General features: G+C 60.5%; 26 protein-coding genes and 1 pseudogene. 19 read left to right on the forward strand and 8 right to left on the reverse strand.

Annotated features, from left to right (window positions below; genetic code table 11):
- Positions 1-2 precede the first annotated feature (2 nt).
- Genes G6N83_RS12730 through G6N83_RS12740 form a run of 3 tightly spaced genes read left to right on the forward strand, consistent with a single transcriptional unit; the run spans position 3 to position 2,890 of the window.
- Positions 3-773, forward strand: coding sequence for a lysophospholipid acyltransferase family protein (locus tag G6N83_RS12730; protein ID WP_165142609.1), 771 nt, complete (start codon positions 3-5; stop codon positions 771-773).
- On the forward strand, positions 763-1,893 hold the full coding sequence (locus G6N83_RS12735; protein ID WP_241246217.1) for an NAD(P)H-dependent glycerol-3-phosphate dehydrogenase: 1,131 nt from the start codon (positions 763-765) through the stop codon (positions 1,891-1,893). Before G6N83_RS12730 ends, G6N83_RS12735 begins: the two co-directional genes overlap by 11 nt.
- The gene (locus G6N83_RS12740) at positions 1,799-2,890 is read left to right on the forward strand and encodes a D-alanine--D-alanine ligase family protein (RefSeq protein WP_165142613.1); all 1,092 of its coding nucleotides are present in this window, start codon (positions 1,799-1,801) and stop codon (positions 2,888-2,890) included. The genes G6N83_RS12735 and G6N83_RS12740 overlap by 95 nt, the downstream gene beginning before the upstream one ends.
- Here G6N83_RS12740 and G6N83_RS12745 read toward each other — a convergent pair.
- On the reverse strand, positions 2,887-3,360 hold the full coding sequence (locus tag G6N83_RS12745) for a DUF3515 domain-containing protein (RefSeq protein ID WP_165142615.1): 474 nt from the start codon (positions 3,358-3,360) through the stop codon (positions 2,887-2,889). The two genes, G6N83_RS12740 and G6N83_RS12745, sit on opposite strands and share 4 nt — an antisense overlap.
- Positions 3,361-3,392: 32 nt before the next feature.
- Between G6N83_RS12745 and thiL the strand changes: the two genes are divergently transcribed.
- Positions 3,393-4,385, forward strand: coding sequence for a thiamine-phosphate kinase (thiL, locus tag G6N83_RS12750; protein WP_165142617.1), 993 nt, complete (start codon positions 3,393-3,395; stop codon positions 4,383-4,385).
- Here the strand turns inward: thiL and rsmD are convergent.
- Positions 4,355-4,927, reverse strand: coding sequence for a 16S rRNA (guanine(966)-N(2))-methyltransferase RsmD (rsmD, locus tag G6N83_RS12755; RefSeq protein WP_183408391.1), 573 nt, complete (start codon positions 4,925-4,927; stop codon positions 4,355-4,357). The genes thiL and rsmD overlap by 31 nt on opposite strands.
- Before the next feature lie 52 nt (positions 4,928-4,979).
- On the opposite strand from rsmD, the gene G6N83_RS12760 reads away from it, so the two are divergent.
- The 9 genes from G6N83_RS12760 (at position 4,980) to G6N83_RS12800 (ending at position 15,198) form a co-directional block, all read left to right on the forward strand.
- Positions 4,980-7,166, forward strand: coding sequence for an ATP-dependent DNA helicase RecG (locus G6N83_RS12760; protein WP_165142621.1), 2,187 nt, complete (start codon positions 4,980-4,982; stop codon positions 7,164-7,166).
- Between the two features lie 35 nt (positions 7,167-7,201).
- Positions 7,202-7,699: a pantetheine-phosphate adenylyltransferase gene (gene coaD / locus G6N83_RS12765; RefSeq protein ID WP_165142623.1), complete on the forward strand. Its 498-nt coding sequence runs from the start codon at positions 7,202-7,204 to the stop codon at positions 7,697-7,699.
- 99 nt (positions 7,700-7,798) lie between these two features.
- Complete coding sequence (locus G6N83_RS12770; protein WP_165143467.1) at positions 7,799-8,293, forward strand: YceD family protein; 495 nt, start codon at positions 7,799-7,801, stop codon at positions 8,291-8,293.
- A gap of 18 nt (positions 8,294-8,311) precedes the next feature.
- A complete protein-coding gene (gene rpmF / locus G6N83_RS12775; protein WP_165142625.1) occupies positions 8,312-8,521 on the forward strand; it encodes a 50S ribosomal protein L32 in 210 nt (69 codons plus the stop codon).
- A gap of 8 nt (positions 8,522-8,529) precedes the next feature.
- Entirely contained in the window at positions 8,530-9,222 is a 693-nt protein-coding gene (gene rnc / locus G6N83_RS12780) for a ribonuclease III (RefSeq protein WP_165142627.1), read from the forward strand.
- A complete protein-coding gene (gene mutM, locus G6N83_RS12785; protein WP_165142629.1) occupies positions 9,215-10,105 on the forward strand; it encodes a bifunctional DNA-formamidopyrimidine glycosylase/DNA-(apurinic or apyrimidinic site) lyase in 891 nt (296 codons plus the stop codon). Before rnc ends, mutM begins: the two co-directional genes overlap by 8 nt.
- A gap of 112 nt (positions 10,106-10,217) precedes the next feature.
- Complete coding sequence (smc, locus tag G6N83_RS12790; protein WP_165142631.1) at positions 10,218-13,727, forward strand: chromosome segregation protein SMC; 3,510 nt, start codon at positions 10,218-10,220, stop codon at positions 13,725-13,727.
- 26 nt (positions 13,728-13,753) lie between these two features.
- A complete protein-coding gene (ftsY, locus tag G6N83_RS12795; RefSeq protein WP_165142634.1) occupies positions 13,754-14,626 on the forward strand; it encodes a signal recognition particle-docking protein FtsY in 873 nt (290 codons plus the stop codon).
- A 71-nt stretch (positions 14,627-14,697) separates the two neighbouring features.
- Positions 14,698-15,198: a DUF2004 domain-containing protein gene (locus tag G6N83_RS12800; protein ID WP_165142636.1), complete on the forward strand. Its 501-nt coding sequence runs from the start codon at positions 14,698-14,700 to the stop codon at positions 15,196-15,198.
- A gap of 1 nt (position 15,199) precedes the next feature.
- On the opposite strand, the gene lipA is transcribed toward G6N83_RS12800, so the two are convergent.
- Together lipA and lipB are read right to left on the reverse strand one after the other, a co-directional pair.
- Positions 15,200-16,171: a lipoyl synthase gene (lipA, locus tag G6N83_RS12805; protein ID WP_241246347.1), complete on the reverse strand. Its 972-nt coding sequence runs from the start codon at positions 16,169-16,171 to the stop codon at positions 15,200-15,202.
- Positions 16,172-16,236: 65 nt separating this feature from the next.
- Positions 16,237-16,884, reverse strand: a pseudogene (lipB, locus tag G6N83_RS12810) (lipoyl(octanoyl) transferase LipB); the annotation flags it as partial.
- A gap of 74 nt (positions 16,885-16,958) precedes the next feature.
- Between lipB and G6N83_RS12815 the strand changes: the two are divergent.
- A complete protein-coding gene (locus G6N83_RS12815) occupies positions 16,959-17,528 on the forward strand; it encodes a TetR/AcrR family transcriptional regulator (protein WP_165142643.1) in 570 nt (189 codons plus the stop codon).
- Positions 17,529-17,608: 80 nt separating this feature from the next.
- Positions 17,609-19,162 (forward strand): signal recognition particle protein, encoded by a 1,554-nt coding sequence (gene ffh / locus G6N83_RS12820; RefSeq protein ID WP_165142645.1) that lies wholly within the window; start codon positions 17,609-17,611, stop codon positions 19,160-19,162.
- Between the two features lie 11 nt (positions 19,163-19,173).
- Here ffh and G6N83_RS12825 read toward each other — a convergent pair whose 3' ends face one another.
- The 3 genes from G6N83_RS12825 to G6N83_RS12835 form a co-directional block, all read right to left on the reverse strand.
- Complete coding sequence (locus tag G6N83_RS12825; protein ID WP_165142647.1) at positions 19,174-20,331, reverse strand: glutamate--cysteine ligase; 1,158 nt, start codon at positions 20,329-20,331, stop codon at positions 19,174-19,176.
- Positions 20,332-20,397: 66 nt separating this feature from the next.
- On the reverse strand, positions 20,398-20,718 hold the full coding sequence (locus G6N83_RS12830; protein WP_206535848.1) for a DMT family transporter: 321 nt from the start codon (positions 20,716-20,718) through the stop codon (positions 20,398-20,400).
- On the reverse strand, positions 20,718-21,065 hold the full coding sequence (locus tag G6N83_RS12835; RefSeq protein WP_165142649.1) for a DMT family transporter: 348 nt from the start codon (positions 21,063-21,065) through the stop codon (positions 20,718-20,720). Before G6N83_RS12835 ends, G6N83_RS12830 begins: the two co-directional genes overlap by 1 nt.
- A gap of 261 nt (positions 21,066-21,326) precedes the next feature.
- On the opposite strand from G6N83_RS12835, the gene rpsP reads away from it, so the two are divergent.
- Genes rpsP through trmD form a run of 4 tightly spaced genes read left to right on the forward strand, consistent with a single transcriptional unit; the run spans position 21,327 to position 23,326 of the window.
- Positions 21,327-21,743 (forward strand): 30S ribosomal protein S16, encoded by a 417-nt coding sequence (gene rpsP / locus G6N83_RS12840; RefSeq protein WP_165142651.1) that lies wholly within the window; start codon positions 21,327-21,329, stop codon positions 21,741-21,743.
- A 5-nt stretch (positions 21,744-21,748) separates the two neighbouring features.
- Entirely contained in the window at positions 21,749-21,979 is a 231-nt protein-coding gene (locus G6N83_RS12845) for an RNA-binding protein (RefSeq protein WP_165142653.1), read from the forward strand.
- Positions 21,979-22,626 (forward strand): ribosome maturation factor RimM, encoded by a 648-nt coding sequence (rimM, locus tag G6N83_RS12850; RefSeq protein ID WP_165142655.1) that lies wholly within the window; start codon positions 21,979-21,981, stop codon positions 22,624-22,626. Before G6N83_RS12845 ends, rimM begins: the two co-directional genes overlap by 1 nt.
- 10 nt (positions 22,627-22,636) lie before the next feature.
- On the forward strand, positions 22,637-23,326 hold the full coding sequence (gene trmD, locus G6N83_RS12855) for a tRNA (guanosine(37)-N1)-methyltransferase TrmD (RefSeq protein ID WP_165142657.1): 690 nt from the start codon (positions 22,637-22,639) through the stop codon (positions 23,324-23,326).
- Between the two features lie 8 nt (positions 23,327-23,334).
- Here the strand turns inward: trmD and map are convergent, their stop codons facing one another.
- Positions 23,335-24,117 (reverse strand): type I methionyl aminopeptidase, encoded by a 783-nt coding sequence (map, locus tag G6N83_RS12860; RefSeq protein WP_165142659.1) that lies wholly within the window; start codon positions 24,115-24,117, stop codon positions 23,335-23,337.
- Positions 24,118-24,179 lie beyond the last annotated feature (62 nt).

Here is a 24,179-nt window from a genome sequence, read left to right on the forward strand (position 1 = left end):
GCGTGAGCGCTGCAGCCCCGCGACGACGTGCGTCGACGGAGAAGTCTAGGCCCAGCGTTTTTTGGCCCCTGGCGGCGATTGTGGTCCCTATCGTCGGAATCTTCACGAAGATCGAGATAACGGGGGCGGAGCACCTTCCCACCGAAGGTGCGTATGTTCTCGCTCCGAACCACTACTCCGAAGTGGATCCCGTGATCGTCGCGGTCGCCGTCTGGCGAATCGGCCGCGCACCACGATTCATGGCGAAAGAGAGCCTTTTCAAAGTTCCCGTTCTCGGATGGGCGCTGCGTGCCACCGGAATGATCCCTGTTGCGCGAACGTCGAATGCGTCGTCTGCCAAGCACACGATCCAAACTGCTCATCACCTGGTGGACGAGGGTAGCGGTGTCATCGTGTATCCCGAAGGCTCACTCACACGCGATCCTGACGCGTGGCCCATGCGTGGCAAAACCGGTGCAGTCCGCGTCGCTGTTGCTGGCGGCATCCCTTTGATTCCGATGGCGCACTGGGGTGTGCAAGAGATCATGCCGCGCTACGGAAAAGTGAGCCTGTGGCCACTGCGGAAGCGCATTGAAGTCGTACTCGGCCCGGCAGTTCCGATGCCTGAGCGCGGCGAGAAGCCGACGCCCCCGTCTGTCCTCGTTGCAGCAACGGATGCCGTCATGGAAAAGATCGCGGAGATGCTCGGCGAGATTCGTGGCGAGCAAGCGCCAGCAGAACGGTGGAATCCGTCTGAGCACGGGCAGCGGGAAACGGGTCGACTTGACTCGTAAAAGCGATGCTGCTGCGCCTCGCGTCGCGGTGATCGGCGCTGGTAGCTGGGGAACGACGTTCGGGAAGATCTTGGCTGACGGTGGTGCCGACGTCGTCATGTGGGCGCGCCGACCTGAGCTTGCACAGGAGATCAACGAAGCAAAACGCAACAGCAAGTATTTGTCCGGTGTGAACCTACCGCGATCGATGTCCGCGACATCTGACCTCGCGGACGCGCTCGCGGGCGCTGAGCAGATATTCCTCTCGGTGCCCAGCCAAAGCCTTCGCGACAACCTCAGCGCTCTGCGACCGTTCGTCCGCGACAACAGCGTTCCGCTGGTTTCGCTCATGAAGGGGGTGGAAAAGCGCAGCGGGCTGCGGATGAGTCAGGTCATCGAGCAAGCTCTCGAATGCGATCCCGCGCGAATAGCGGTGGCATCAGGGCCCAACCTTGCGCTAGAAATCGCCCGCGAACAGCCCACCGCGGCTGTGATCTCCTCCGTGAGCGCCGAGACGGCTGAGGCTGTGGCGCGGCGCGCACGCAACAGCTATTTTCGTAGTTTCGTAAACACCGATGTCGTAGGCACTGAGTTCGGCGGCGTACTGAAGAACCTCATCGCGGTCGCCATCGGAATTGTCGACGGGGTCGGGTACGGCGAGAATACAAAAGCCTCGATCATCACTCGTGGTCTGGTCGAGATGACGGACTTCGCTGTTGCTCAAGGCGCCGAGCCGGAGACGCTCCAGGGCTTGGCGGGTCTCGGCGACCTTATCGCTACGTGCCAATCGCCGCTGAGTCGAAACAACACGGCGGGTCGACTGCTCGGCCAGGGCTATAGCTTCCAAGATGTTGTGAAGCAGATGCAACAGACTGCCGAAGGCCTCGCGTCGGTTGCGCCGATTCTGCAGCTCGCCCGCTCGGCGGGTGTGCAGATGCCCATCGTCGAGCAGGTCAAGCGAGTTCTCGACGGCACCATGGACCCGCGAGACATCGCCCCACACCTGACAACCGACGACGACACGCCGCAAGGTGAGAGGACCAACAATGGACAAGCCAGCGGTGGTGCTGCTCTTTGGCGGACGTTCCAGCGAGCATTCGATCAGTTCCGTCACAGCGGGCGGAGTCCTCAGGGCGATTGACCGTGACCGGTTCCGGGTCATCCCGGTGGGCATCACTCGAGAAGGCGCGTTCGTGCTCGAAGACGATGATCCCCAGAAGTTCGCGCTCGTCCCCGACGCGATGCCGGCGGTAGTCGACAACGGAACGCGTGTGTTGTGGCCGGAGGCGGCGGGAGAGCGGACGCTCCGCGTGCGTCAGGCTGATGGCGAGGTTGTGGATCTCGGAACAATTGATGTCGTGTTGCCGATTCTTCATGGCCCTCACGGCGAAGACGGCACGATCCAAGGATTCTTCGACACGCTGGAGATCCCGTATGCCGGTGGTGGCGTGCTCGACTCTGCCCTGTGCATGGACAAGCACTTCATGAAGATCGTGCTGCAGGCCGCGGGCGTACCAGTAGCTCCGTCGATCACTGTTCGTCAGAACGAATGGGATGGAGACCTCGATTCGTTCGCTGCACGTGCTGAAAGTCTCGCTTTTCCCTGGTTCATCAAGCCCGCACGGGCCGGATCGAGCGTTGGCGTGTCGAAAGTCCACGCTATCGGCGAGCTCGTTGAGGCATTGGAGATCGCGTTCCATGAGGACGAGAAGGTGCTCGTCGAACAAGGAGCCGTGGGTCGCGAGATTGAGGTCGGGGTGCTTGAGGGGCGTGCGGGTGATGAAGCGCGAGTGTCGCTCCCGGGCGAGATTGTTTTGACGACCCGCGAGTTCTACGACTTCGAGGGCAAGTATCTCGGAGGCGACGGAGTAGAGGTCGTCTGTCCTGCCGACATGACGGATGCCGAGACAGCGGCTGTGCAGGACGTCGCTCGACGTGCCTTCGCCGCGGTGGACGGAGTTGGTCTTGCTCGTGTCGACTTTTTCTTGACCGCCGACGGCCCGGTCGTCAACGAGCTCAACACGATGCCTGGCTTCACACCCATATCGATGTTCCCGAAGTGTTGGGAAGCGTCAGGGCTGAGCTACGCCGATCTCGTCTCCGAACTCATCGACGCTGCTCTCGAACGAGTCGCTTAACTATCGGTCGACGGGCGGTCGGTGCATTCGCCGCCCTTCTGTGGAATCTGGAAAACAGCGCTCGCAAGCGCCTGCAGTACATCGTTTCCTGACACCTCGTCGTAGTTCAGATACACCTGCACAGCGGGGCTCCGCCCGAATGTGGTGAATCGGTAGTACGGCGCTTCGCTGTCGTCGATGAGCCAGTCGACGCCGCCGGGGGACTGGCAAGGAAGAGTCGAGGGACCCGGCTCTTCCAGTCCACAAGTGAGAATCACGGCCGTCGGGTCGCCCCATGCAGCCGTCGCTTGAGAATCAGTCCAGCGGCGATCGAGGTTATCGACGGTTGACGGTAGCCGCACCATCATTTCTGCGCACAGAGGGTCGTTCGCATCGACCGCAGGCTCTGTCGATACCGTGGACGTGCACCCTGTCAAGACGACGGCGAATGCCAGAAGCGCAACGACGAAGGCGCGGAAGGATCGGGTCACTCTTCCAGGCTAACCGCCGCTAGCGTTGAGGGATGACCGTGTCTGATCCGACTGTTGGCGAACTTTCCGAAGGAGAAATCCTCGCTCGGATCCTCGCACGTCTTTCACCGAGCCGTGCTTTACTCGGGCCTGGCGACGATGCCGCCGTTATCGCGGCTCCGTCCGGTCGTTTCGTAGCGACTGTCGACACGCTGGTGCACGGACCGGACTTTCGACTCGCATGGTCGAACGGTTTCGACTTGGGATGGAAAGCTGCCGCGGTCAATCTCGCCGATGTTGCCGCCATGGGCGCACGTCCAACAGCTCTTCTGGTCGCGCTGGCGATGCCGGATGCCACGCGTGCGTCATTTGTCGAGCACATAGCCGATGGGCTGCGTGCGGCGTGCGAGGCTTTGGCGCCGGGCTGCGCGGTCGAGGGAGGAGATCTGACCGTGTCGGACACGCTTGTCGTCGCTGTTACCGCGCTTGGCGTGCTCGACGCCGCGGCCGTGACGCGGTCGGGAGCACGACCCGGAGATATCATCGCTATCGCCGGTGATACGGGGGTAGCAGCGCGCGGCCTAGATCTGCTCTTCTCGCACTTCACGGACGCAAGCGGCACTCCGATTGCGATTTCTCCCGCTGCGCTACGTTCCCTGTCGGATGAGGACGGTACGGCGTTGAGTCGCCAGCTACGCCCGTTTCCACCAGTCGCACTCGGGCCAGCAGCGGCTTCCGCGGGAGCTTCCGCGATGATGGATGTCTCCGACGGCCTCGTTCTCGACGCAAGTCGAATGGCCGTGGCATCCACGGTCACTCTCGACTTCGACCGACAGTGCGTCGGCGACGATCCGCTGTCACTATCTGGCGGGGAAGACCACGCATTGCTTGCGACTTTTCCCCCGAGCGCAGTGCTTCCCGAAGGATTTCGTGCTGTCGGAGCCGTTCGAGACGTCGGTGCCGCGCCAGTAACGATCGACGGCGAGCCATACGACGGTGAGAGCGGCTGGGACCCCTATCGTGACTGGGATTCTGCGCGCGGCTGAGCCCACCACATCACTGTGTCGCCATAGGCGCGATCGCGTGTACGTTCGACGCCGTCAGGCCATGCGGGCTCTGGTGATCTACGCCCGCGTTCGACAACGATCAGTGCGTCGGCCGCCAACCTCGGTACAAGAAGTTCCAGTACCTGCGCCAGCTCAGCTTCGGCAAGGTCGTAGGGAGGGTCGATGAGCACCAGATCGAACGTTTCGCGCGATCCCTCCAGATATTTGGCAACGGCGGCGCGATGCACTGTTGCGTGCCCGCCGGCGGCGTTCGATACGCGGGATGCGTTTTTTTGGGCGACCGACACCGCAGGTGCTCCTCGTTCGACCAGTGTTGCTGTGGCGCCGCCGCGACTGAGTGCTTCGAGACCGAGTGCCCCCGACCCCGCGTAAAGGTCTAGGACGCGGGCGCCGTCTACGGCATTCGCTGCGTCGAGCGCGCTGAAAAGTGCCTCGCGCACTCGTTCGCTCGTGGGCCGGGTACCTGCAGCGGGAACATCGAGGCGTATGCCGCCCGCGCTTCCCGAAATAATGCGCGTCACGCTACTCACCCTACAAACATGAGTGTCGGATGCCGCAGCTAGAGTCGAAGTTATGACGTCTGTTGGTCTCGCCACACGCCTCGAAGGTGTGGTGGGCGGCAAAACCTCCAAGGCGCTAAAGCGTGCGTTCGGCATGAGCACAGTCGGTGATTTACTGAGTCACTACCCGCGTCGGTACGCGATGAGTGGCGAACTCACTCCGCTCGACTCCTTGATCGAGGGTGAGCAGGTCACGATCATCGCTCAGATCAAATCAGCGAACGAGCGCAAGATGCGTCAGCGCAACGGATCGTTGCTCGAGGTCGTTATTACCGACGGCCGGGGCGACGTCAAACTCACCTTTTTCAACCAGAAGTGGCGAATAACCGAGCTTGTTCCCGGCAAACGTGGCATCTTCTCCGGCAAAGTCGGCGCATACAGCAGAGAAATGCAGTTCGCCAACCCCGACTACGAAATCTTCGACGACGACGAACAAGCGCGGTCGTCCGCAGAAACGTACACAAATCACCCCATCCCGATCTACCCGGCAACTTCGTCGGTTTCCAGTTGGCAGATCGGAAAAATCGTGTCGCTCGTGCTCGACACACTGGGCCCGATCGACGATCCGCTTCCGGACGATCTGCGCGCGAGACAGGGTCTCTTGTCTTTCCGAGAAGCCATCGAACGCATGCATCGCCCAGATTCACGTGACGTGATCCCCGAGGCAGTGCATACGCTGCGGTGGCAAGAGGCACTTGTCTTGCAAACCGCGTTGTTGCAGCAACGGCAGTTCGTTCGCGAATTGTCTGCGACAGAGCGCGCGCCCGGCGATCTTCTGGAAGTTTTTGACAGGAACCTCCCGTTTACGCGGACCGCGGATCAGCTGACGGTGGGCGAGGATATCGCAAAGGATCTCGTCGCTCCCTGGCCGATGAATCGCCTCGTGCAGGGTGAAGTGGGATCAGGTAAGACTCTCGTCGCGCTCCGCGCGATGTTGCAGGTGGCGCAATCTGGTGGTCAGTCGGCGCTCATTGCGCCGACTGAAGTATTGGCATCGCAACATTTGCGATCGATGACACGGATGCTGGGACCCGATCTCGCACCGCGACTCATTCCTACTCTCCTCACCGGGCAGCTGACTGCCGCGGAGCGTCGCCGGGCTGCGCTACGTGTCGCCTCGGGACAGGCCCTCATCGTTATCGGAACGCACGCGCTGCTCAGTGACTCCACGACGTTCGCAGATCTCGGCCTCGTCGTGGTTGATGAACAACACCGTTTCGGCGTGGAACAGCGTGAGTCGCTTCGCGCGAAGGGTTCGAGTCCGCATGCACTGGTGCTCACAGCGACACCAATTCCGCGCACTGTTGCCATGACCGTATTTGGTGATCTCGACGTGTCGACGATCAGAACACTTCCTGAGGGTCGCGCGGGCATTCAAACGTTTGTTGCTCCTATCGCCGAGAAACCGTCGTGGTTTCCACGAGTGTGGGCACGCGCGGCAGAAGAAGTCGAAAAAGGGCGGCAAGTTTTTGTCGTGTGCCCGGCGATCGATACCGCGCCTGAAGCGATCGAATCCGATCGAGCTGAAGAAGAAGCAGACTCACCGGCCGCTGTCGAACCGCCGTCGGAGGGAGCAGCACCCAACGCGCGCTGGGGAGTTGTGCAGGCAGCGGCGCTTTTGGCGGAGCATCCGCTTTTTCGGAACATCCGCGTGGAAATATTGCATGGCCGAATGACCGGTGAAGAAAAAGACACGATCATGCGCGCGTTCGCCGCGGGTGACATCGATGTTCTTGTTGCGACGACCGTGATTGAGGTCGGGGTCGACGTGCCGAATGCATCGACAATGATCGTGTTGGAAGCCGATCGATTTGGCGTTTCCCAACTGCACCAGCTGAGGGGTCGTGTGGGCCGGGGGAGTGTTCCAGGGCTGTGCCTGCTCGTCACTGAATCAGTGCCGGGGTCGTCAGCTCGTAGCCGCGTTGAGGCGGTGGCGGCGACATCAGACGGGTTTGAGCTCGCCGAGGCCGACCTCACTTTGCGCGGCGAAGGAAACGTACTCGGTGATGCGCAGTCGGGTGTGCGTTCCTCGCTTCGCCTCCTTCGTGTGGTGACTGACGCGGATCTCATCGCCGTCGCTCGGGGCGAGGGGGAGAGAATCCTCAACGAGGACCCAACTCTTTCAAGCCACCAGGGTCTCGCTGATGCGATCGAGCGCCGCTTGGATGTCGCTGAGCGCGCGGCAATGGCAAAGAACTGAACGGTTTCGCGCCGCACGCAGCTAGGCTTGCACGTGTGAGCAACCGGATCGCCGTCGTTCCTGGGTCTTTCGATCCGCCAACGCTCGGACACCTCGACGTCATTCGCCGTGCTGCCGCGCTCTATGACGAGACGCACGTTTTGGTTGTGCACAACCCTGCCAAGGAGGCGATGCTCCCTATCGCGCAGCGGCTCGCGCTCCTTGAGCAATCGATAGCCGAGGGTGGCATCGAGGGCAAAGTTGTCGTCGCAGCGTGGAGCGTCGGTTTGCTCGTTGATTATGCGACAGACGTCGGAGCGGGAGTGCTCGTGAAAGGCATTCGCTCTCAGATCGATGTTGCGTACGAGTCGCCGATGGCGATCGTGAACCGGCACTTGGCAGGCATCGAGACGGTATTTTTGCTACCCGATCCCGCGCACGCGTTGGTTTCGAGCTCACTCGTGCGCCAGGTTGCGAATCTCGGCGGCGACGTCGCTCCGTTCGTTCCTCCGGCAGTTGCGTCATTTCTGGACACGGGATCTCGCGGTATCTGACCCGGCGCTGCTTGGCCCTTGTAGGGTTTACGAGTGAGAACTCGTAGACCCGGACCCTTCAGCATCAATGTGCGTGACATCGTCCGACGCCCGGGCGAGATGCGCGAAACCCAACGTGAAGTGACCCTTGCCGAAAAATGGGGAGAAGGATTGGTGTGGGTGCCCGCATCGTCCGATATCGCCCTAGACGTGCGTTTGGAATCGGTGCACGAGGGAATCCTCGTGACCGGAACCGCAACAGGACGGTACGAGGGAGAGTGCAGTCGCTGCCTCAAAGAGATCGACGCGCCTGTCGAAGTCGAGATTCAAGAGCTTTTCGCGTACCCTGGTGGGGAAGCGAACGACTTCGAGGTTCAAGACGACCACGTGGATCTTGAAACTCTGGTCAGGGATGCAACTGTCCTTTCGCTTCCGTTCCAGCCGGTATGCCGGCCAGACTGCCCCGGGTTAGATCCCATAACGGGCGAGCGTTTGGCTGATAATTCCGGTGCGGCACCGCGCGAAACCCTCGATCCACGCTGGGCGGCGTTAGCGGAGTTGGCATCGGAGCAGGCTGATGGCTTGTCTGATGACGAGCCCACACCCCAGACCTAAGAACGAAAAGAGAAGACCATGGCAGGTAACCCCCCGAAGCGGAAAGTTTCGCGCTCCAACACTCGCTCGCGTCGCGCGCAGTGGAAGGCCGATCCCATCGCTCTCGTAAAGACCGTTGAAAACGGCAAGACGGTCTACAGCCGTCCCCACCAGGCAAAGGTCGTCACGGACTCACAGGGAACTGAACTGTTCCTGGAGTACAACGGCCGCAAGGTCGCAGACGTCTGAATCCGTCAATGACGGATGCTCCGGTGGATAACACCGAACTTCTGAACAAGCTCGGGGTCGATATCGACCCCGAGCTTGTCTCGTTGGCGCTGACTCACCGCTCCTATGCGTACGAGCACGGCCAGATCCCACATAACGAACGGCTTGAGTTCCTCGGCGATTCCGTGCTGGGCCAAGCGGTCACGGTGATGCTCTACAAGACGCATCCTGACCTTGACGAGGGATCGCTGGCGAAACGTCGTGCTGCCGTTGTATCAACTGTTGCACTGGCCGAAGTCGCTCGCACGATCGGGCTCGGCCGTTTCATCCGCCTAGGGCGCGGTGAAGAGCTCACGGGTGGGCGCGATAAGGACTCAATCCTCGCCGACACCACTGAGGCACTCATTGGCGCGAGTTTTCTGTCGGCCGGAGCGGATGCGGCGTCTGCCCTCGTGCTGCGGCTCATTGATCCGCTTCTCGCTGACCCAGATCGCTATGGCGCCGCGATGGATCCCAAAACCAGCCTTCAAGAGCTTGTGGCCCACCATCATCTTTCGGCGCCCGTCTACTCCGTGACGGCTTCGGGACCCGACCACGACCGATTCTTCACTGCAACTGTGACTACCGAGGCCGTGTCAGCATCGGGCACGGGCTCGAGCAAGAAGACCGCGGAGATGGCGGCGGCTCTGGCTGCGTGGCACGAACTCAGCGGTCGTGCCTGAACTTCCCGAAGTCGAGGTCGTGAGATCGGGGCTTGAACCCGCACTCTCGGGCGCCAGCATCGTTGCTGTCGAAGTACTCGATGCGCGCGCCCTGACCCGGCATCCGGGGACTGCTGTCGATTTTGAAGCAGCGTTGGCCGGATCGGTAATGGACGCCGTAGTGCGTCGAGGAAAATTTCTTTGGGTGCCACTACGGGCTCGAAATGATGCTCTTTTAGCTCACTTAGGGATGAGCGGGCAGATGTTACTTCGTGCGAGCGGCGCGCCCCGTGAGCGGCACGAGCGCGTGCGCATCGCTGTGAGTCACCCTCTTCATGGCAGCCTCGATGTGATCTTTGCCGATCAACGAACGTTCGGATCCCTTGCGATCGACTCACTTGTCGATACGCCGGATGGGGCAGCGGCGGGTTCTGGGTCCGGGTGTGCGTCGGTGCCAAGCCAGGTCGCCCACATCGCGCGCGATCCGCTCGATCCGGCTTTTAGCGACGCCGACTTTCGTCTGCTACTCACGAGAAAGTCCTCCGGAATAAAGCGTGTTCTGCTCGATCAAACCGTGGTCAGTGGAATCGGCAATATCTACGCGGATGAGTCGCTATGGGCTGCGCGGATCCATCCCGAGACCCCCGCAAAAGATCTTTCTGCCGAGAAGGTCACCGCGCTTCTCGAAGAGGTTCGCTCAGTACTGCACAAAGCACTCGCAGAGGGCGGCACGAGCTTCGACGCGCAGTACGTCAACGTCAATGGGCAAGCTGGGTACTTCGCGCATTCGCTCAACGCATATGGCCGCAGCGGCGAGGAGTGTCCGCGCTGTGGCCACCCGATTGTGCGGGTCGCGTTCGCCAACCGCTCCAGTCATTTTTGCGCGCGCTGCCAGCAACGGTAGTTGCTGGCACATGTTTGCCCGTCCGTTCTGAGAGCCGTACGGCCCGCCGCGCAGTCGTTTGAGCGAAGTCCGATAGCGTAGGCCGGTAATCTCCTCGGCGAAAGGGCCCCGCATGTACCTGAAGAGCCTCACGCTCAAAGGGTTCAAGTCGTTCGCGCAGCCCACCACTTTCGCGCTCGAGACCGGGGTGACCTGCATCGTCGGGCCGAACGGCTCGGGTAAGTCGAACGTCGTCGATGCATTGGCCTGGGTCATGGGCGAGCAGGCGGTGAAAACCCTCCGTGGCGGCAAGATGGAAGACGTCATTTTTGCCGGCACGTCGACCCGGGGACCGCTCGGTCGCGCTGAGGTTCAACTCACCATCGACAACTCCGATGGGGCGCTGCCGATTGAGTACGCCGAAGTAACTATCAGCCGCACGCTCTTTCGAAATGGTGCGAGCGAATACGCCATCAACGGTGACACGTGCCGTCTGCTCGACGTGCAAGAGCTTCTTAGCGACTCTGGCCTCGGTCGCGAGATGCACGTCATCGTTGGGCAGGGCAGGCTCGATACGGTTTTGCAGGCAACTCCCGAAGATCGTCGAGGTTTCATCGAGGAAGCAGCCGGCATCTTGAAACACCGGCGCCGCAAAGAGAAGACGATGAGGAAGCTCCAGGCCATGGAGGGCAACCTCACGCGGTTGAGCGATTTGGCGGGGGAGCTTAGACGCCAGTTGAAGCCGCTCGGGCGACAAGCAGAAGTTGCACGGGAAGCAGCAACCATCGCCGCTGAAGTGCGTGATGCGAAGGCGCGCCTGTTCGCCGACGAACTTGTCACGCTGCGCACTCAGCTCGGCGAATATGCACACAGCGAGCAGGAGAGACACACCGAGCGGCTCGTGCTGCAGGCGCAAGCCGACGAATTTCGTGGCCGTATTGCTGCGCTCGAAGCTCAGCAGCGTTCAGAGGCCGTTGACGAGGCGCGCAGTGTTTCGTTTGCGCTCGAACGTGTGCAGGAACGCCTACGTGGGCTCTACTCCCTGACTGGGCAGCGACTCGCACTGCTCGGAAGTGATGACGACGCGCTGATCGACCCGGTGACCGTGACGCCACGAGATATCGATGATGCGCGAGCCGAAATAGATGCTGTTGCGGCGGGCCTCGGCGATGCTCAGGATGCCGCGGCCGCTGCCGGACGCGAGGTCATAAAGTCACGAGCGGAACTTGACGCGCTTGACGCCGATATTGCGGCGCAGAGTGCGCTTGTGTCGGAGCACGACATGAAGTTGACTGCGCTTCGAGGATCCGCAGATTCCGCGGCTTCGACTCTCGTCGCCGTGCGGCAGGGTGTGGAACGACAGCAGGCTGCGCTCGATGCAGCACTTGTTCGCCGCGCTGAAGCCGAGGAAGCACTCGCGGGTGTCGAACCGGCGTTGACTCCCGAAGAGTCGACGGCTGCACTCGCTGCCGATTACGAGCATTCACAGCGGCTGGCGACTGAAGCTGAGAACGATGTTTCTGGGATGCGGGAGCGTCTACATACAGCCGAACGAGAAGTAGAGGCACTCACCGCACAAACGGCTGCGCTCGGCCGCGCTCTTGATGTTCGAAACGGTGCGACAGCGCTCGTCGGAACGGGTGGACCTGGTATTCGTGGCTTGGTCGGAGACGCTTTACAGATTCGCTCGGGTTATGAAGCCGCTATTGCGGCAGCCCTGGGCCCGTTGGCTGAAGGCGCACTCGTCGACACATACGATGACGCATTGACGGCTGCCGTCAGAGCACGGGAGTCCGACGCTGGCGTTGTCGACCTCGTGATTGCGGAGGCAGAATCGCTTCCCGTTGACTTGCCGACTGGCCGGGGGCTTATGCCGGCAACCGACGTTGTGACTGCGCCACCCGGGGTGAAAGGCATCCTCTCCCACGTGCTCGTCGCAGATGATCTCGACGCGGCTCGTGCGGTGTTTTCTCAGAGCGGTGGGAGCGATCACCTACTTACCGTGGTGACGAAAGCCGGGGAGGTGACGACGGCGTTCTTGTTGCGGGCAGGATCGGGCGCTGGGCAATCTCGACTTGAGCTCGCCGCGGAACGCGATAGCGCGACAGAGCGACTCGCGGAAGTGCGGGTGATCGCGGACTCGTTGCGCGAGCCACTCGTCGAGCGAACTCAAGACCTTCAATCCGCCCGGCAGCGCACAAAAAAGGCCCTTGAGACGCTTCGCGCGAATGACGCAGCGCTCGCGGCGCACGCTGAAAAAGTCAATCGCGCCACTGTTCGACACGAGTCTGCGGTGGCGGAGTGCGACCGGCTTGCAGCGGGACTGCACCAGGCGCAGGGGGCGGTCGAAGATGCCGAAACGGCGGCTCGAGCAACCCAGGAGCGATTGACCGCTGCTCTTGAAGCTCCGCGTCCGATTCTCGATGTGTCGGCCCGCGACGGAATGCTCGCGCGTCTCGAGTCTGCGCGGGACACCGAGATGCGCGCGAGACTCGATGTTGAGACGCTACGCGAGCGCATCCGCGCTGAAGAGGCTCGCGTTGTCGCGCTTGAGCGTCAGCGGGAGCGTGAACAGGCGGCAGCAGCGGAGGCGGCCCGAAAAGCTGTCATCAGGCGAGGTCAGCGGGCGCGGGCTGAAAACATCGCGGCACAGCTTCCGCCGTTGCTCGATTCGGTCGACCGCTCGGTGTCGCAGTCCCGAGTAGAGCTCGCCAGTGCGGAACAGGCGCGGACTGCGCTCACGGCCGAACTCGATGGTCTGCGGCAACAGGATGCTGCCATCCGGGAGCGCCTTGCGCGACTTACCGAGAGCGTTCATGGCCTCGAGATGAGTATCCACGAGAAGAAACTGCACGTCACGAGTTTGCTTGAGCGGGTTGCATCTGAACTGAGCCTGGATGAGAGCATTCTTGTCGCGGAATACGGACCATCTGCACCAGAGGATGCGGATGAAGCAGCGGCGGCTGCCCCGCAGCCATTTGACCGGGTCGCCCAGCAGAAGCGACTACGCGATGCCGAGCGAAAGCTTGCACAGCTCGGGCGCGTGAATCCACTCGCGCTGGAAGAGTTCGCTGCGCTGGAACAGCGCCACGCCTTCCTCACTGAACAGCTCAATGATCTCGCTCAAACCCGAAAAGATCTCATGACCATCATCGAGGAACTCGATGAGCGGATGCAGACGATCTTCTTGGCGGCGTTTGAAGATACGAGGGCCGCGTTCGCTGAAATTTTCCCAATTCTCTTTCCTGGCGGCACTGGACATATTGCGCTGACCAATCCGGATGACCTCTTGAACACCGGAATCGATGTCGCGGTGCGCCCGGCGGGCAAGAAAATCGAAAGACTCTCACTCCTGTCTGGAGGTGAGAGGTCTCTTGCGGCAGTGGCGTTGCTGGTTGCCATCTTCACGGCTCGCCCGAGCCCGTTCTACATTCTCGATGAGGTTGAGGCTGCGCTTGATGATGCGAATCTCGGTCGACTTCTCGCGATTTTTAAAAATCTCCGCGAAAACAGCCAATTGATCGTCATCACTCACCAAAAACGCACGATGGAGATTGCAGACGCTCTGTACGGCGTATCCATGCGCCAAGACGGCGTTTCCGCCGTTGTTGGGCAGCGCGTACGCGAGGCCGCGGCTTCGTGACCCCGATCGCACTCTAGGCTGGAACCATGGCGGAGAAGTCTTGGTCGCTCGGTCGCGCGCTGCGCGGCATGTTTGTGAGACCTGTGATCGATGAAACGACGTGGGAGGACTTGGAGACGGCGCTTTTGACGGCCGACTTCGGTCCCGACATCACGGAACGCATTGTTGACGAGCTCAGAGAGAAGGTTGAGCGGTTCCGCACGACCGATCCCAAAGACCTCCAGCGGATGCTGCGTGAGACGTTGGAAGAGCATTTTGCGAAGTTTGATACGACACTGCGACTCAGCGAGCGGCCAGCGGTCGTTCTGGTCGTTGGAGTCAACGGCGTAGGTAAGACGACGACGATTGGCAAGTTCGCCAAGTTCCTTCAGAGCTACGGCCGCTCGGTTGTTGTCGGCGCCGCTGACACTTTTCGTGCCGCCGCGGTTGAGCAACTCGCAACGTGGGCCGAGCGCGGAGGAGCCACCATCACTCGGCCTCAGCACGAAGGTCAAGACCCGGCATCCGTCGCTTTTCAGACTGTGGAGTACGCGAAGAACACCGGCACCGAAATTGTCCTCATCGATACCGCGGGTCGCCTTCACACCAAGGGCGGCTTGATGGATGAGCTGGGCAAGATTCGTCGAGTGATCGAAAAACAGGCGCCGATCAGTGAAGTGCTTCTTGTCTTGGACGCAACGACGGGCCAGAACGGTGTCATGCAGGCTCAGGCCTTTCTCGAACACGCCGGCGTCACCGGGCTCGTGCTTACAAAACTCGACGGATCAGCCAAGGGCGGTTTCGTTCTCGCTGTTCAAGAACGCACCGGAATTCCTGTCAAGCTGCTGGGGCAGGGCGAGGGGATTGGAGATCTCACGGGCTTCACGCCTCACGTGTTCGCCGCCTCTCTCGTTGACTGAATCTTTGACCTGACGCGAGTTCTGAACACGTTGACCTATCGCCGCGGCGGTACTGCTGGTTTTATGGAGGTATGACCATCGAGCACGACTATTTCGGGCTTCTCGAATCCGGACCCGACGGATCGATCTTTTGGTCGGAGACTGTTGAGTTCGCCGATCAAAGCGTGACGGTTGACCTGACCGCTCCCGATCAAGAAGATGTCTCGATCGACGCCCTCGACGTCGCTGCAGCGATGATTTCAGCGCTCGAAGACATCGACATGCGCGCGCGGAACGCGATGGTCACCGAGCTGGATGACCGCACGAGCGAAGTTACCGAGTACATCTTGCAGCAGCAGGCTGAGCGCGGAGACGAGATCGAGGGACTGTTGGTCGACATCTCTGGCGACGTTCACGTCGACGTCATCCGCTCACTGCAGCTGATGAGTATGACGATCTTGGCTGATGAGCTCGGCGGGTCTGATCCGTTTGCAGTACTGGAGTACGCGCTCGATCCGGATGCCACAGACGACGTTTTGCTGGTGAATCTCGATTCGTCAGCGCAGGTCCAATCCGTAACGAGCGCCGAGTGACTCAAACCGCCTGCGCGAAACCCTCGTTAGCGGCGGCGATGTCTGACACCAAGTGGCCCAGGTTCTCGGGTATTGCGTTCCCTTTCGAAACCATTGACTGCGCCCACAGTCGGCCCGCGCGGTAAGAGGAGCGAACGAGCGGACCCGCGAGTACGCCGAGGAATCCAATCCGCTCCGCTTCTTCTTTGAATTCGACAAACTCTGCTGGTTTCACCCAGCGGGAAATCGGCATATGGCGCGGTGACGGCCGCAGGTACTGGGTAATCGTAATAATGTCGGTCCCGGCATCGTGCAAGTCATTCAGCGCAGAAACAACTTCGTGAGGTTCTTCACCCATCCCTAAAATCAGATTCGACTTCGTGATGAGTCCCGCCTCCCGCGCGGACGTCAATACAGCGAGTGAGCGATCGTACCGAAATGCTGGGCGAACGCGCTTGAATATGCGCGGCACGGTCTCCACGTTGTGTGCGAAAACTTCGGGGCGGGAGTCGAACACGACCTGCAACTGGGCCGGATTGCCGCTGAAGTCGGTCGCGAGAAGCTCTACGCCGGTGTGAGGATTCGAAGCGTGAATTCGGCGAACCGTTTCGGCGTGGAGCCAAGCACCGCCGTCGTCGAGGTCATCGCGGGCGACGCCTGTGACTGTCGCGTACCGCAATTTCATCCGTGCGACGCTTTCTGCGACGCGACGAGGCTCGTCTCTGTCGTAGGCATCCGGTTTTCCGGTGTCGATCTGGCAGAAGTCACACCGCCGGGTGCACTGCGAGCCTCCGATGAGAAAAGTCGCCTCTCGATCCTCCCAACACTCGAAGATGTTGGGGCAGCCAGCTTCTTGGCAAACCGTATGGAGTCCTTCGTCCTTCACAAGCGCCTGAAGGGCTGTGTACTCGGGGCCCATCTTTGCCCGCGTCTTAATCCAATCGGGCTTGCGTTCGATGGGAGTCTGGGCATTTCGCACTTCGAGCCGCAGCAGACGTCGTTCGCCGCGATCCGTGGCGGGGGAGTCCTGCGCGTGCTGAGGGTCCGCGGCGCAACCGCTCATGCCGCGGCCTCGGCATATTCAGTCTTGAAGCAGCTGGCGACCGCGTCGACCAGGTCTCGAGGGTGCACGGTGCAACCCAGAACATCACTGACCGTAGTCACCCCGGCATCCGTGATCCCGCAGGGGATGATTTCTGCGAACCCGTCGAGGGTGTTGCTGCAGTTGACGGCGAAGCCGTGCATCGTGACTCCTTTTTCTACGCGGACGCCGATGGCCGCAATCTTGTCTTCGGCTCCGGCGTGGCTCACCCACACTCCGCTTCGCCCTGCCACCTGGTAGCCCTCGATATCAGCGGTGGCCAACGCGTTGATCAGCAGACGTTCGAGCCGGCGAACGTGAGCGACGACGTCTATGGGCTCCGACAATCGGAAGATGGGGTATCCCACCAGTTGCCCTGGTCCGTGCCAAGTGATCTTGCCACCGCGATCGACATCTATAACCTCGGTGCCGGTTCTCGGTCTTTCGTGAGGTTCTGTTCGCGTGCCAGCGGTGTAGACCGCTTCATGCTCCAGGAGCATCAGCGTGTCGGGTCGATCCCCGGATACGACAGACGCGTGGATACGCTTTTGAAGAGCCCAGGCGCTCGCGTACGGCACGAAGTCTGGCGCGAGCCCAGCTGTCAAGATGTCGATCATTGTGCCCTCGGAACGTGAGTTGTTGCATTGAGTCCAACAATAGCCAGCTCAGTCTCTAGGTGCCAGCATCGTAGGCTGACAGCATGGTGAAAATCTCGCGCTCCGGTCGCCCGCGCGCGTCTTCTCCCGGAGAGATATCAGAGGCCGCGTGCGAACTCTTTCTTGAGCAGGGGTACGAGAAGACGTCGATCTCGCAAATTGCGCAGCGTGCAGGTGTGAGCCGTTCGAGCTTCTTCAACTACTTCACGTCAAAAGCGGACGTGTTGTGGTCAGGCCTCGACGAGCGAATCGAAGCGCTCGCACGACAACTGAGAAGTGGTAACTCTGACAACGCGCCCGAGCGTATTCGCGTAAGTGTGATGGGAATCGCGACAGACTTCGCGCCTGACAGCCTTGCCCTAGCGCTGGTGAACGCGCAGGCAATGGACCTCGCAGGTGAGCTAGAACTGGACTCGGCTCTCCGGCAAGCGCGAATCGGGTCACTCGCAGCAGAGCAGCTTCAGCGCAGCGGCATAGACGAGCTGACGGCGAGTGTGCGTGGCGCGGCTTATGGGGGAGCTGTACTCGCGGCGCTACGAACATGGGCGAGGGCTGGGGCTGGCCGCACTTCGCTTGCAGCGGTTCTCGAAAAGGCACTTTCTGCGGCAAAGTAGCCGGGTTGCCACTTTCGCGACGGGGGGCTGAGCGTGGACGTATCCGTTGTCGCCTCGTGCTCGCGTAAACTTGGTGCATCATGGCGACATTCGGCACTCTCTCCGACAGGCTCACCGAGACCTTCCGCAATCTCCGCACGAAAGGCAAGCTTTCGCCCGCGGACGTTGACGGCACGGTCCGCGAGATCCGGCGCGCACTGCTTGACGCAGACGTCGCGCTGCCGGTGGTTAAGGAATTCACCGCGAAGGTTCGGGAGCGCGCGCTCGGCGATGAAGTGAGCCGCGCCCTTAATCCGGCTCAGCAGGTCGTGCAGATCGTCAACGAAGAGCTCGTGGCAATTCTTGGTGGTGAGCAGCGTCGTCTTCAGTTCGCGAAAAATCCCCCAACGGTGATCATGCTTGCGGGCCTTCAAGGTTCGGGTAAGACCACTTTCGCTGGCAAGCTAGCGAAGCTGCTCGAGAAAGACGGCCACACGCCGCTCCTGATCGCGGCGGACCTGCAACGACCAAATGCTGTGAACCAGCTTCAGGTCGTGGCAGAGCGCGCTGGCGCGGCTGTGTACGCTCCGGAACCCGGAAACGGTGTAGGCGACCCAGTCAAGGTCGCGAAGGACGGCGTCGAATATGCCAAGCGTCACCAGCACGACACGGTAATCATTGATACAGCTGGTCGCCTCGGTGTCGATGCGGAACTGATGAAGCAAGCCTCTGATATTCGTCGAGTGACATCGCCCGATGAAGTACTTTTCGTTATTGACGCGATGATTGGGCAAGACGCCGTCAATACAGCGAAGGCCTTTCAAGAAGGCGTTGATTTCACGGGCGTTGTGCTCTCCAAACTCGACGGTGACGCGCGCGGTGGAGCAGCTCTCTCAGTCGCCTCTGTCACTGGTCGCCCAATCATCTATGCGTCGACTGGTGAGGGTCTCGAGGACCTGGAGCCATTCCATCCTGACCGCATGGCCAGTCGTATCCTCGACCTCGGCGACATTCTGACTCTTATCGAGCAAGCCCAGCAGGCCTTCGATGAGGACGAGGCAATGAAGGTCGCCGAAAAACTCGCGACCGAGCAATTCACTCTCGAAGATTTTCTTGAGCAGATGCAGCAACTCAAGAAGATGGGCTCCATGAAGAAAATGCTCGGCATGTTGCCGGGCATGGGGCAGATGAAGCAGCAGATCGACAATTTCGACGAGAGAGAGATTGACCGAACCGAGGCGATCATTCGTTCGATGACGCCGAGTGAGCGCCGAACGCCCAAGCTCCTCAACGGCTCACGTCGGCTGCGCATTGCGCGCGGTTCAGGAATGACAGTGACTGACGTGAATCAGCTTGTTCAGCGCTTTGAGCAGGCGGCGAAGATGATGAAAACTGTTGCGCGCGGCGGAGTGCCCAACATGCCTGGTATGGGTGCAATGGGAAAGCCCGGTGCCTCCAGTAAGCGAGGCAAGCAACAGAAAGCGAAGGGCTCGCGCTCGGGTAACCCAGCTAAGCGTGCTGCCGAAAATTCAGGGCTTGCAACCGCAGCAGAGCAGAGCGCGCCCACAGGCTCAGGTTTTGGACTCGGTGCGAGGGGCGCGGGGCCGAGCGAAGCGGATCTTGCAGAGTTGCAGAAGCTCCTCGGAAAGCCGTAACGGCAGCTTTGCTAAACCTTCGCAAGATGTTCTCTCAGCGTCGGTCCGCCGCGAAACTCCCTGATCAGATGCTGAACTACTTCACGTAGGTCACCGTCTGTGGTGTCGGCAACGAGGAGTTGGCGTTCGTAACTTGACCCGCCGCTAAGAATTTCCGAAATGCCAGCGAACTCGCGCACGCAGTGCAAATCTTCTGCGATCGGTGTCAGCTCGGCGGCTGTTTCGGCCAAGTGCTCCCGCACTGGTCGTTGTGTGCCATATGAATCAACGATGATCTCAGCATCGAGGCCGAATCGAGCGGCGCGCCACTTGTTCTCGCGAACAAACCACGGCGGTAGCGTTACGAGTGGCTTTCCCTCATCCAGCATGCGGGAGAGGTGTTCGACCAATACCTGTGCGAGAGCGGCGACAGCGGCGAGTTCGGGGAGCGTCGACATCCCGTCGCAGGCACGAATCTCGATCGTCCCCCACCGTGGCGCGGGGCGAATGTCCCAGCGCACCTCGCTGGCATCCGCCATGACCCCAGTACGCGCCATATCGTCCAAGTAGCCTTCGAACTCAGCCCAATTCTGCAGCGGCCAGGGCAGTCCAGCAGTCGGTAGCTGTTGAAAGACCAGGGCTCGGTTGGACGCATATCCGGTGCGTTCGCCCGCCCAAAACGGGCTCGAAGCTGAGAGTGCCTGCATATGAGGCAAGTACAGCGTCAGAGCATTGATAATCGGAAAGACCTTATTGACGTCTTCGACGCCGACATGAACGTGAATGCCCCAAATCATCATGTTGCGGCCCCACCATTGGGTTCGCTCGATCAGCGAGTGGTAACGAGTTTTATCGGTGATCTGTTGGTCATACCACTGGGCAAAAGGGTGACTTCCAGCACTGAGAAGTTCGATACCTGCGGGCTCAGCGACAGCCCGTACGGATGAGATGGCATCGTCGATGTCATCCACAGCCGCTTGCACGGTGTCGCCCACCCCACTCGTGACTTCAATCGTGTTCGTGAGCAATTCTTCGGTCACGACGTAGCGCTCTAAGGCCGTAGCGTCGGCAAGCGCATCAATGATCTCGGGTGCACGCGGTACGAGCTCGCCGGTATGGCGATCCGCAAGCATGATCTCCCACTCGATACCGACGGTGGAGCGAGGGGACTGGGAAAAAGTCACTGTCACGGCGCTAGTTTCGCACGGCTTTCAACGCAGAATAGCCGCAGACGCGCCCGGAGAATCCTCCGAGAATTACCGTGCACCGAGCTCTATCAGTAAAACGCCGCCGGCAATTGCGATCACTCCTAGACCCATGACCCAAGTAAATGGTTCCTTGAAAAGGATGCGAGCGAGAACTGCAGTCAATGCGACGCCGCACGCTGACCAGATTCCGTAAGCCACTCCCACCGGCATGCCCTGCTCGAGGCACAAGAACAGGAGACTAAACGCGAGGACGTACGAAGCGAGCACCGGCGCTATCCAGATCTTCTTACGAAGGCCTTCTGATGCGCGAAGTGCCATCGTTCCCGTCACCTCGAATGCAATCGCCCCGCCCAGCATGACCCAGATCATCATTTGGCCGCCGTTGTCGCTCGGCGATGAGAAGTGGCGCCCACCTCAACGAGCAGAACACCACCGATAACAACAATGATCCCGAGGCTCATGAGCCACGTGAGCGGGTCGCTGAACAGGAGCGATGCGGAGACCGCCGTTAGCGCGACGCCGGAGGCTGCCCAGACTCCGTATGTCAGACCTATGGGGGCGCCAGCGCGCAGCAGAAACGCCAGGCAGAGGAAAGCTCCTACATATCCAATGGCGACTGGAACGACCCAGACGAAGTTCTCGGTCATCATCCTGAGAGAGAGCGTGGCGGAGACTTCCAATAAAATCGCGCCAACGAGATAGAGCCATTTGGTCACGGAGAAACTTCTTTCAGCTGACGGGGTTCTGCGGACATGGAGCGTATACCGGCCTACAGTAGCGAACCTCGGGCAGGAGCTCTCCCCGCACCACCCGCGTGTGAGTTCGCGGCATCCGTCTTGATCTGGCAGAATAAAGGGTCGGACGTGGCACTCGACCCTCTATCCAGTGCAAACGTCCTCCTTTTGAGCTTCCGCCGGGTGTGCACCCCACTCTCCGGGCGATCGGTTCGCTTCACTTTCCACACATTCAGGAGAATCGTGGCTGTCAAGATCCGTCTTAAGCGCATGGGTAAAATCCGTGCGCCGTACTACCGCATCGTCGTCGCCGACTCGCGCACCAAGCGCGATGGTCGTGTCATCGAAGAAATTGGTAAGTACCACCCCACCCACGAGCCCTCTGTCATCGAGGTCGACTCGGAGCGTGCACAGTATTGGCTCAGCGTTGGCGCACAGCCGACCGAGCAGGTTCGTGCACTTCTCAAGCTGACCGGCGACTGGGGCCAGTACAAGGGCGACAAGAACGCAGTTTCGACCGTTAAGTTTGCTGAGCCTAAGCCAGCATTCTCGCTTGACGCTTCGAAGAAGTCGGTCATCAAGCCGAAGGCGGAGAAAAAGGCTGACGCGCCCGTCGCTGACGCTGACGCTCCTGCCGCAGACGCGACAGACGCGGAGTAATCGCAGTGCTTTCCGCCGCGCTCGAGCACGTCGTCAAGGGGATCGTTGATCACCCCGATGACGTGCGCATCGACTCGTCTACCTCGCCGCGGGGTGACGTTCTCGAGGTTCACGTGCACCCCGACGATCGGGGTCGAGTGATCGGGCGCGGCGGGCGCACCGCAAAAGCCCTGCGCACTGTTGTTTCAGCTCTGGCCGACGGGCGCCGCGTGCGCGTCGACGTTGCTGACGACTGATGGTGCCAGAGCAGTCATCGGGGGAGCCCGGAAGTGATTCTGTTGCGCGTCCCCCGCACGATATAAAAGCGCAGCTTCGAGTTGGTCGTTTGGTCAAGGCTCACGGGTTGAAGGGCGCGCTCAAAATCGAGCTCTACACCGACGATCCCGACGGAAGATTCATTCCGGGAGCGTCGTTCACGCTTCAGGTGCCTGAGGCGTCTGAATGGCACGGTAAGACCTTGACGGTTCGCGAGTTTCGTTGGATGAATTCGCACCCAGTTGCTTTCTTCCACGGAGTCGATGACCGTTCGGCTGCCGAGGGACTCGTGCGAGCTATCCTGTGGATCGACCAGGACGCAGCCGAATCCACACCAGAAGAAGACGCCTGGTACGACCATCAGCTGGTAGGACTCGACGTGCTGCGCGACGGTGTCTCGGTGGGACGCGTGATGCGCGTGGACCACTTTCCGGCGCACGATCTCCTTCTCGTCCGCTCCGGCGAGCGTGAAGTGCTTGTCCCGTTCGTGAAGGCCATCGTGCCCGAGGTTGATCCCGTTGCTGGGCACATCGTCGTGACGCCACCCGCCGGCCTGTTCGAAGAACTTCCGGCCGATGCGAATTCTGATGCCGACGGCGCGGGGCCCGCTAGCGACAGTTCTGCCTAAACTTTTCCACATGCGTATTGACGTCGTTACGATTTTTCCGGCTTTTTTTGATGCGCTAGATCTCTCGCTCATAGGCAAGGCGCGGGAGCGCGGGATCGTGAATCTTGGCGTTCATGATTTACGGCACTGGACAAACGACCGGCATCGAACGGTCGACGACACACCCTACGGTGGTGGCGCTGGCATGGTGATGAAGCCAGAACCGTGGGGTGCGGCTCTCGATGAGATCCTCACGGACGACGCAGTACTCGTCGTGCCTTCACCCTCTGGAGAGGTTTTTACGCAGGCTATCGCCCGTGAACTCGCACAAACCCCGCACATAGTCTTTGCGTGTGGTCGGTATGAGGGTATCGATCAGCGCGTCATCGACGAGTACAGTGCTCGTGGTCGGGTTCGACCGATGAGCATTGGTGATTACGTTCTGAACGGCGGCGAAGTTGCGTCTATCGCGATGATCGAAGCAATTTCACGACTCATCCCGGGTGTTGTCGGCAATCCAGAGAGCCTCGTCGAAGAGTCTCACGAGTCTGGGCTCCTCGAGTACCCGATCTACACAAAACCGCCGCGATGGCGTGACCGTCCTGTTCCGGAAGTTTTGCTTTCAGGAAACCACGCTGCCATCTCGGCGTGGCGACGTGAACAGTCAATTTCTCGCACTCAATCTCAGCGACCGGACTTGTTGCCGCCTGAGCTCGGCTGAACCGGAGCTCACTCGACGCCGAGAAAACCTCGGTCCGTCAAAACGATCGGTCCGTCTGCCGTGACAGCGACGGTGTGCTCCGAATGCGAACCCCGCGAGCCGTCGGCGCTGCGTAGTGTCCATCCGTCAGGATCTGTGATGAGTTCGTCAGTGGCTGCCAGCAACCATGGCTCGAGCGCGACAACGAGGCCGCTCCGAAGAGGGTATCCGCGGCCAGCACGCCCATTGTTAGGGATGTGGGGGTCGCCGTGCATGATGCGGCCGACGCCGTGCCCGCCGAAGTCGGTGTTGATTGAATAGCCGCCGGCGTGCCCTACCTCTGCGATCGCCGCTGATACGTCGCCAATTCGGTTCCCGACGGTAGCTGCGGAAATTGCCGCGGCAAGTGAGCGCTGCGTCGTATCAATCAGCTCCAGATCTTCGTCGCGTGCATTTCCTACGACGAAGGAAACAGCGGAGTCGGCAACCCACCCGTCTACAGAAACGGCAAAATCCAAAGAAACGAGGTCACCGTCGCGAAGGGCGTAATCATGGGGAAGCCCATGCAGGACGGCATCGTTAATCGACGTGCAGATGACCTTTCCGAACGGACTCGCTCCAAAAGAGGGGTGGTAGTCGATGTAGCACGACGTGGCGCCCGCTTTGCGGATCATCTCATGTGCACGTTTGTCGATCGCGAGCAGATTGGTTCCCACTTTCGCGTCATCGCGAAGGGTAGCTAATACTTCGGCGACGAATCTTCCTGCCGGACGCATCTGCTCGATCTCGGCGGGTGTTCGAAGTTCGATCATTCTTTTCCTCTCGATCATCATCCATTCTGTCGGATGAGTTCGCAGGCCGCCTGAAAGGGTTC

It is taken from the genome of Microbacterium endophyticum, assembly GCF_011047135.1.
GTDB lineage: Bacteria > Actinomycetota > Actinomycetes > Actinomycetales > Microbacteriaceae > Microbacterium > Microbacterium endophyticum.

Bases quoted from the DNA above. Each gene is read 5' to 3' on its own strand.
- G6N83_RS12740 (WP_165142613.1), top strand. From the start codon at position 1,799: ATGGACAAGCCAGCGGTGGTGCTGCTCTTTGGCGGACGTTCCAGCGAG.
- thiL (WP_165142617.1), top strand. From the start codon at position 3,393: ATGACCGTGTCTGATCCGACTGTTGGCGAACTTTCCGAAGGAGAAATC.
- G6N83_RS12760 (WP_165142621.1), top strand. From the start codon at position 4,980: ATGACGTCTGTTGGTCTCGCCACACGCCTCGAAGGTGTGGTGGGCGGC.
- G6N83_RS12770 (WP_165143467.1), top strand. From the start codon at position 7,799: ATGCGCGAAACCCAACGTGAAGTGACCCTTGCCGAAAAATGGGGAGAA.
- rpmF (WP_165142625.1), top strand. From the start codon at position 8,312: ATGGCAGGTAACCCCCCGAAGCGGAAAGTTTCGCGCTCCAACACTCGC.
- rnc (WP_165142627.1), top strand. From the start codon at position 8,530: ATGACGGATGCTCCGGTGGATAACACCGAACTTCTGAACAAGCTCGGG.
- smc (WP_165142631.1), top strand. From the start codon at position 10,218: ATGTACCTGAAGAGCCTCACGCTCAAAGGGTTCAAGTCGTTCGCGCAG.
- ftsY (WP_165142634.1), top strand. From the start codon at position 13,754: ATGGCGGAGAAGTCTTGGTCGCTCGGTCGCGCGCTGCGCGGCATGTTT.
- G6N83_RS12800 (WP_165142636.1), top strand. From the start codon at position 14,698: ATGACCATCGAGCACGACTATTTCGGGCTTCTCGAATCCGGACCCGAC.
- G6N83_RS12815 (WP_165142643.1), top strand. From the start codon at position 16,959: ATGGTGAAAATCTCGCGCTCCGGTCGCCCGCGCGCGTCTTCTCCCGGA.
- ffh (WP_165142645.1), top strand. From the start codon at position 17,609: ATGGCGACATTCGGCACTCTCTCCGACAGGCTCACCGAGACCTTCCGC.
- G6N83_RS12830 (WP_206535848.1), bottom strand. From the start codon at position 20,718: ATGATCTGGGTCATGCTGGGCGGGGCGATTGCATTCGAGGTGACGGGA.
- rimM (WP_165142655.1), top strand. From the start codon at position 21,979: ATGGTGCCAGAGCAGTCATCGGGGGAGCCCGGAAGTGATTCTGTTGCG.
- trmD (WP_165142657.1), top strand. From the start codon at position 22,637: ATGCGTATTGACGTCGTTACGATTTTTCCGGCTTTTTTTGATGCGCTA.
- map (WP_165142659.1), bottom strand. From the start codon at position 24,117: ATGATCGAACTTCGAACACCCGCCGAGATCGAGCAGATGCGTCCGGCA.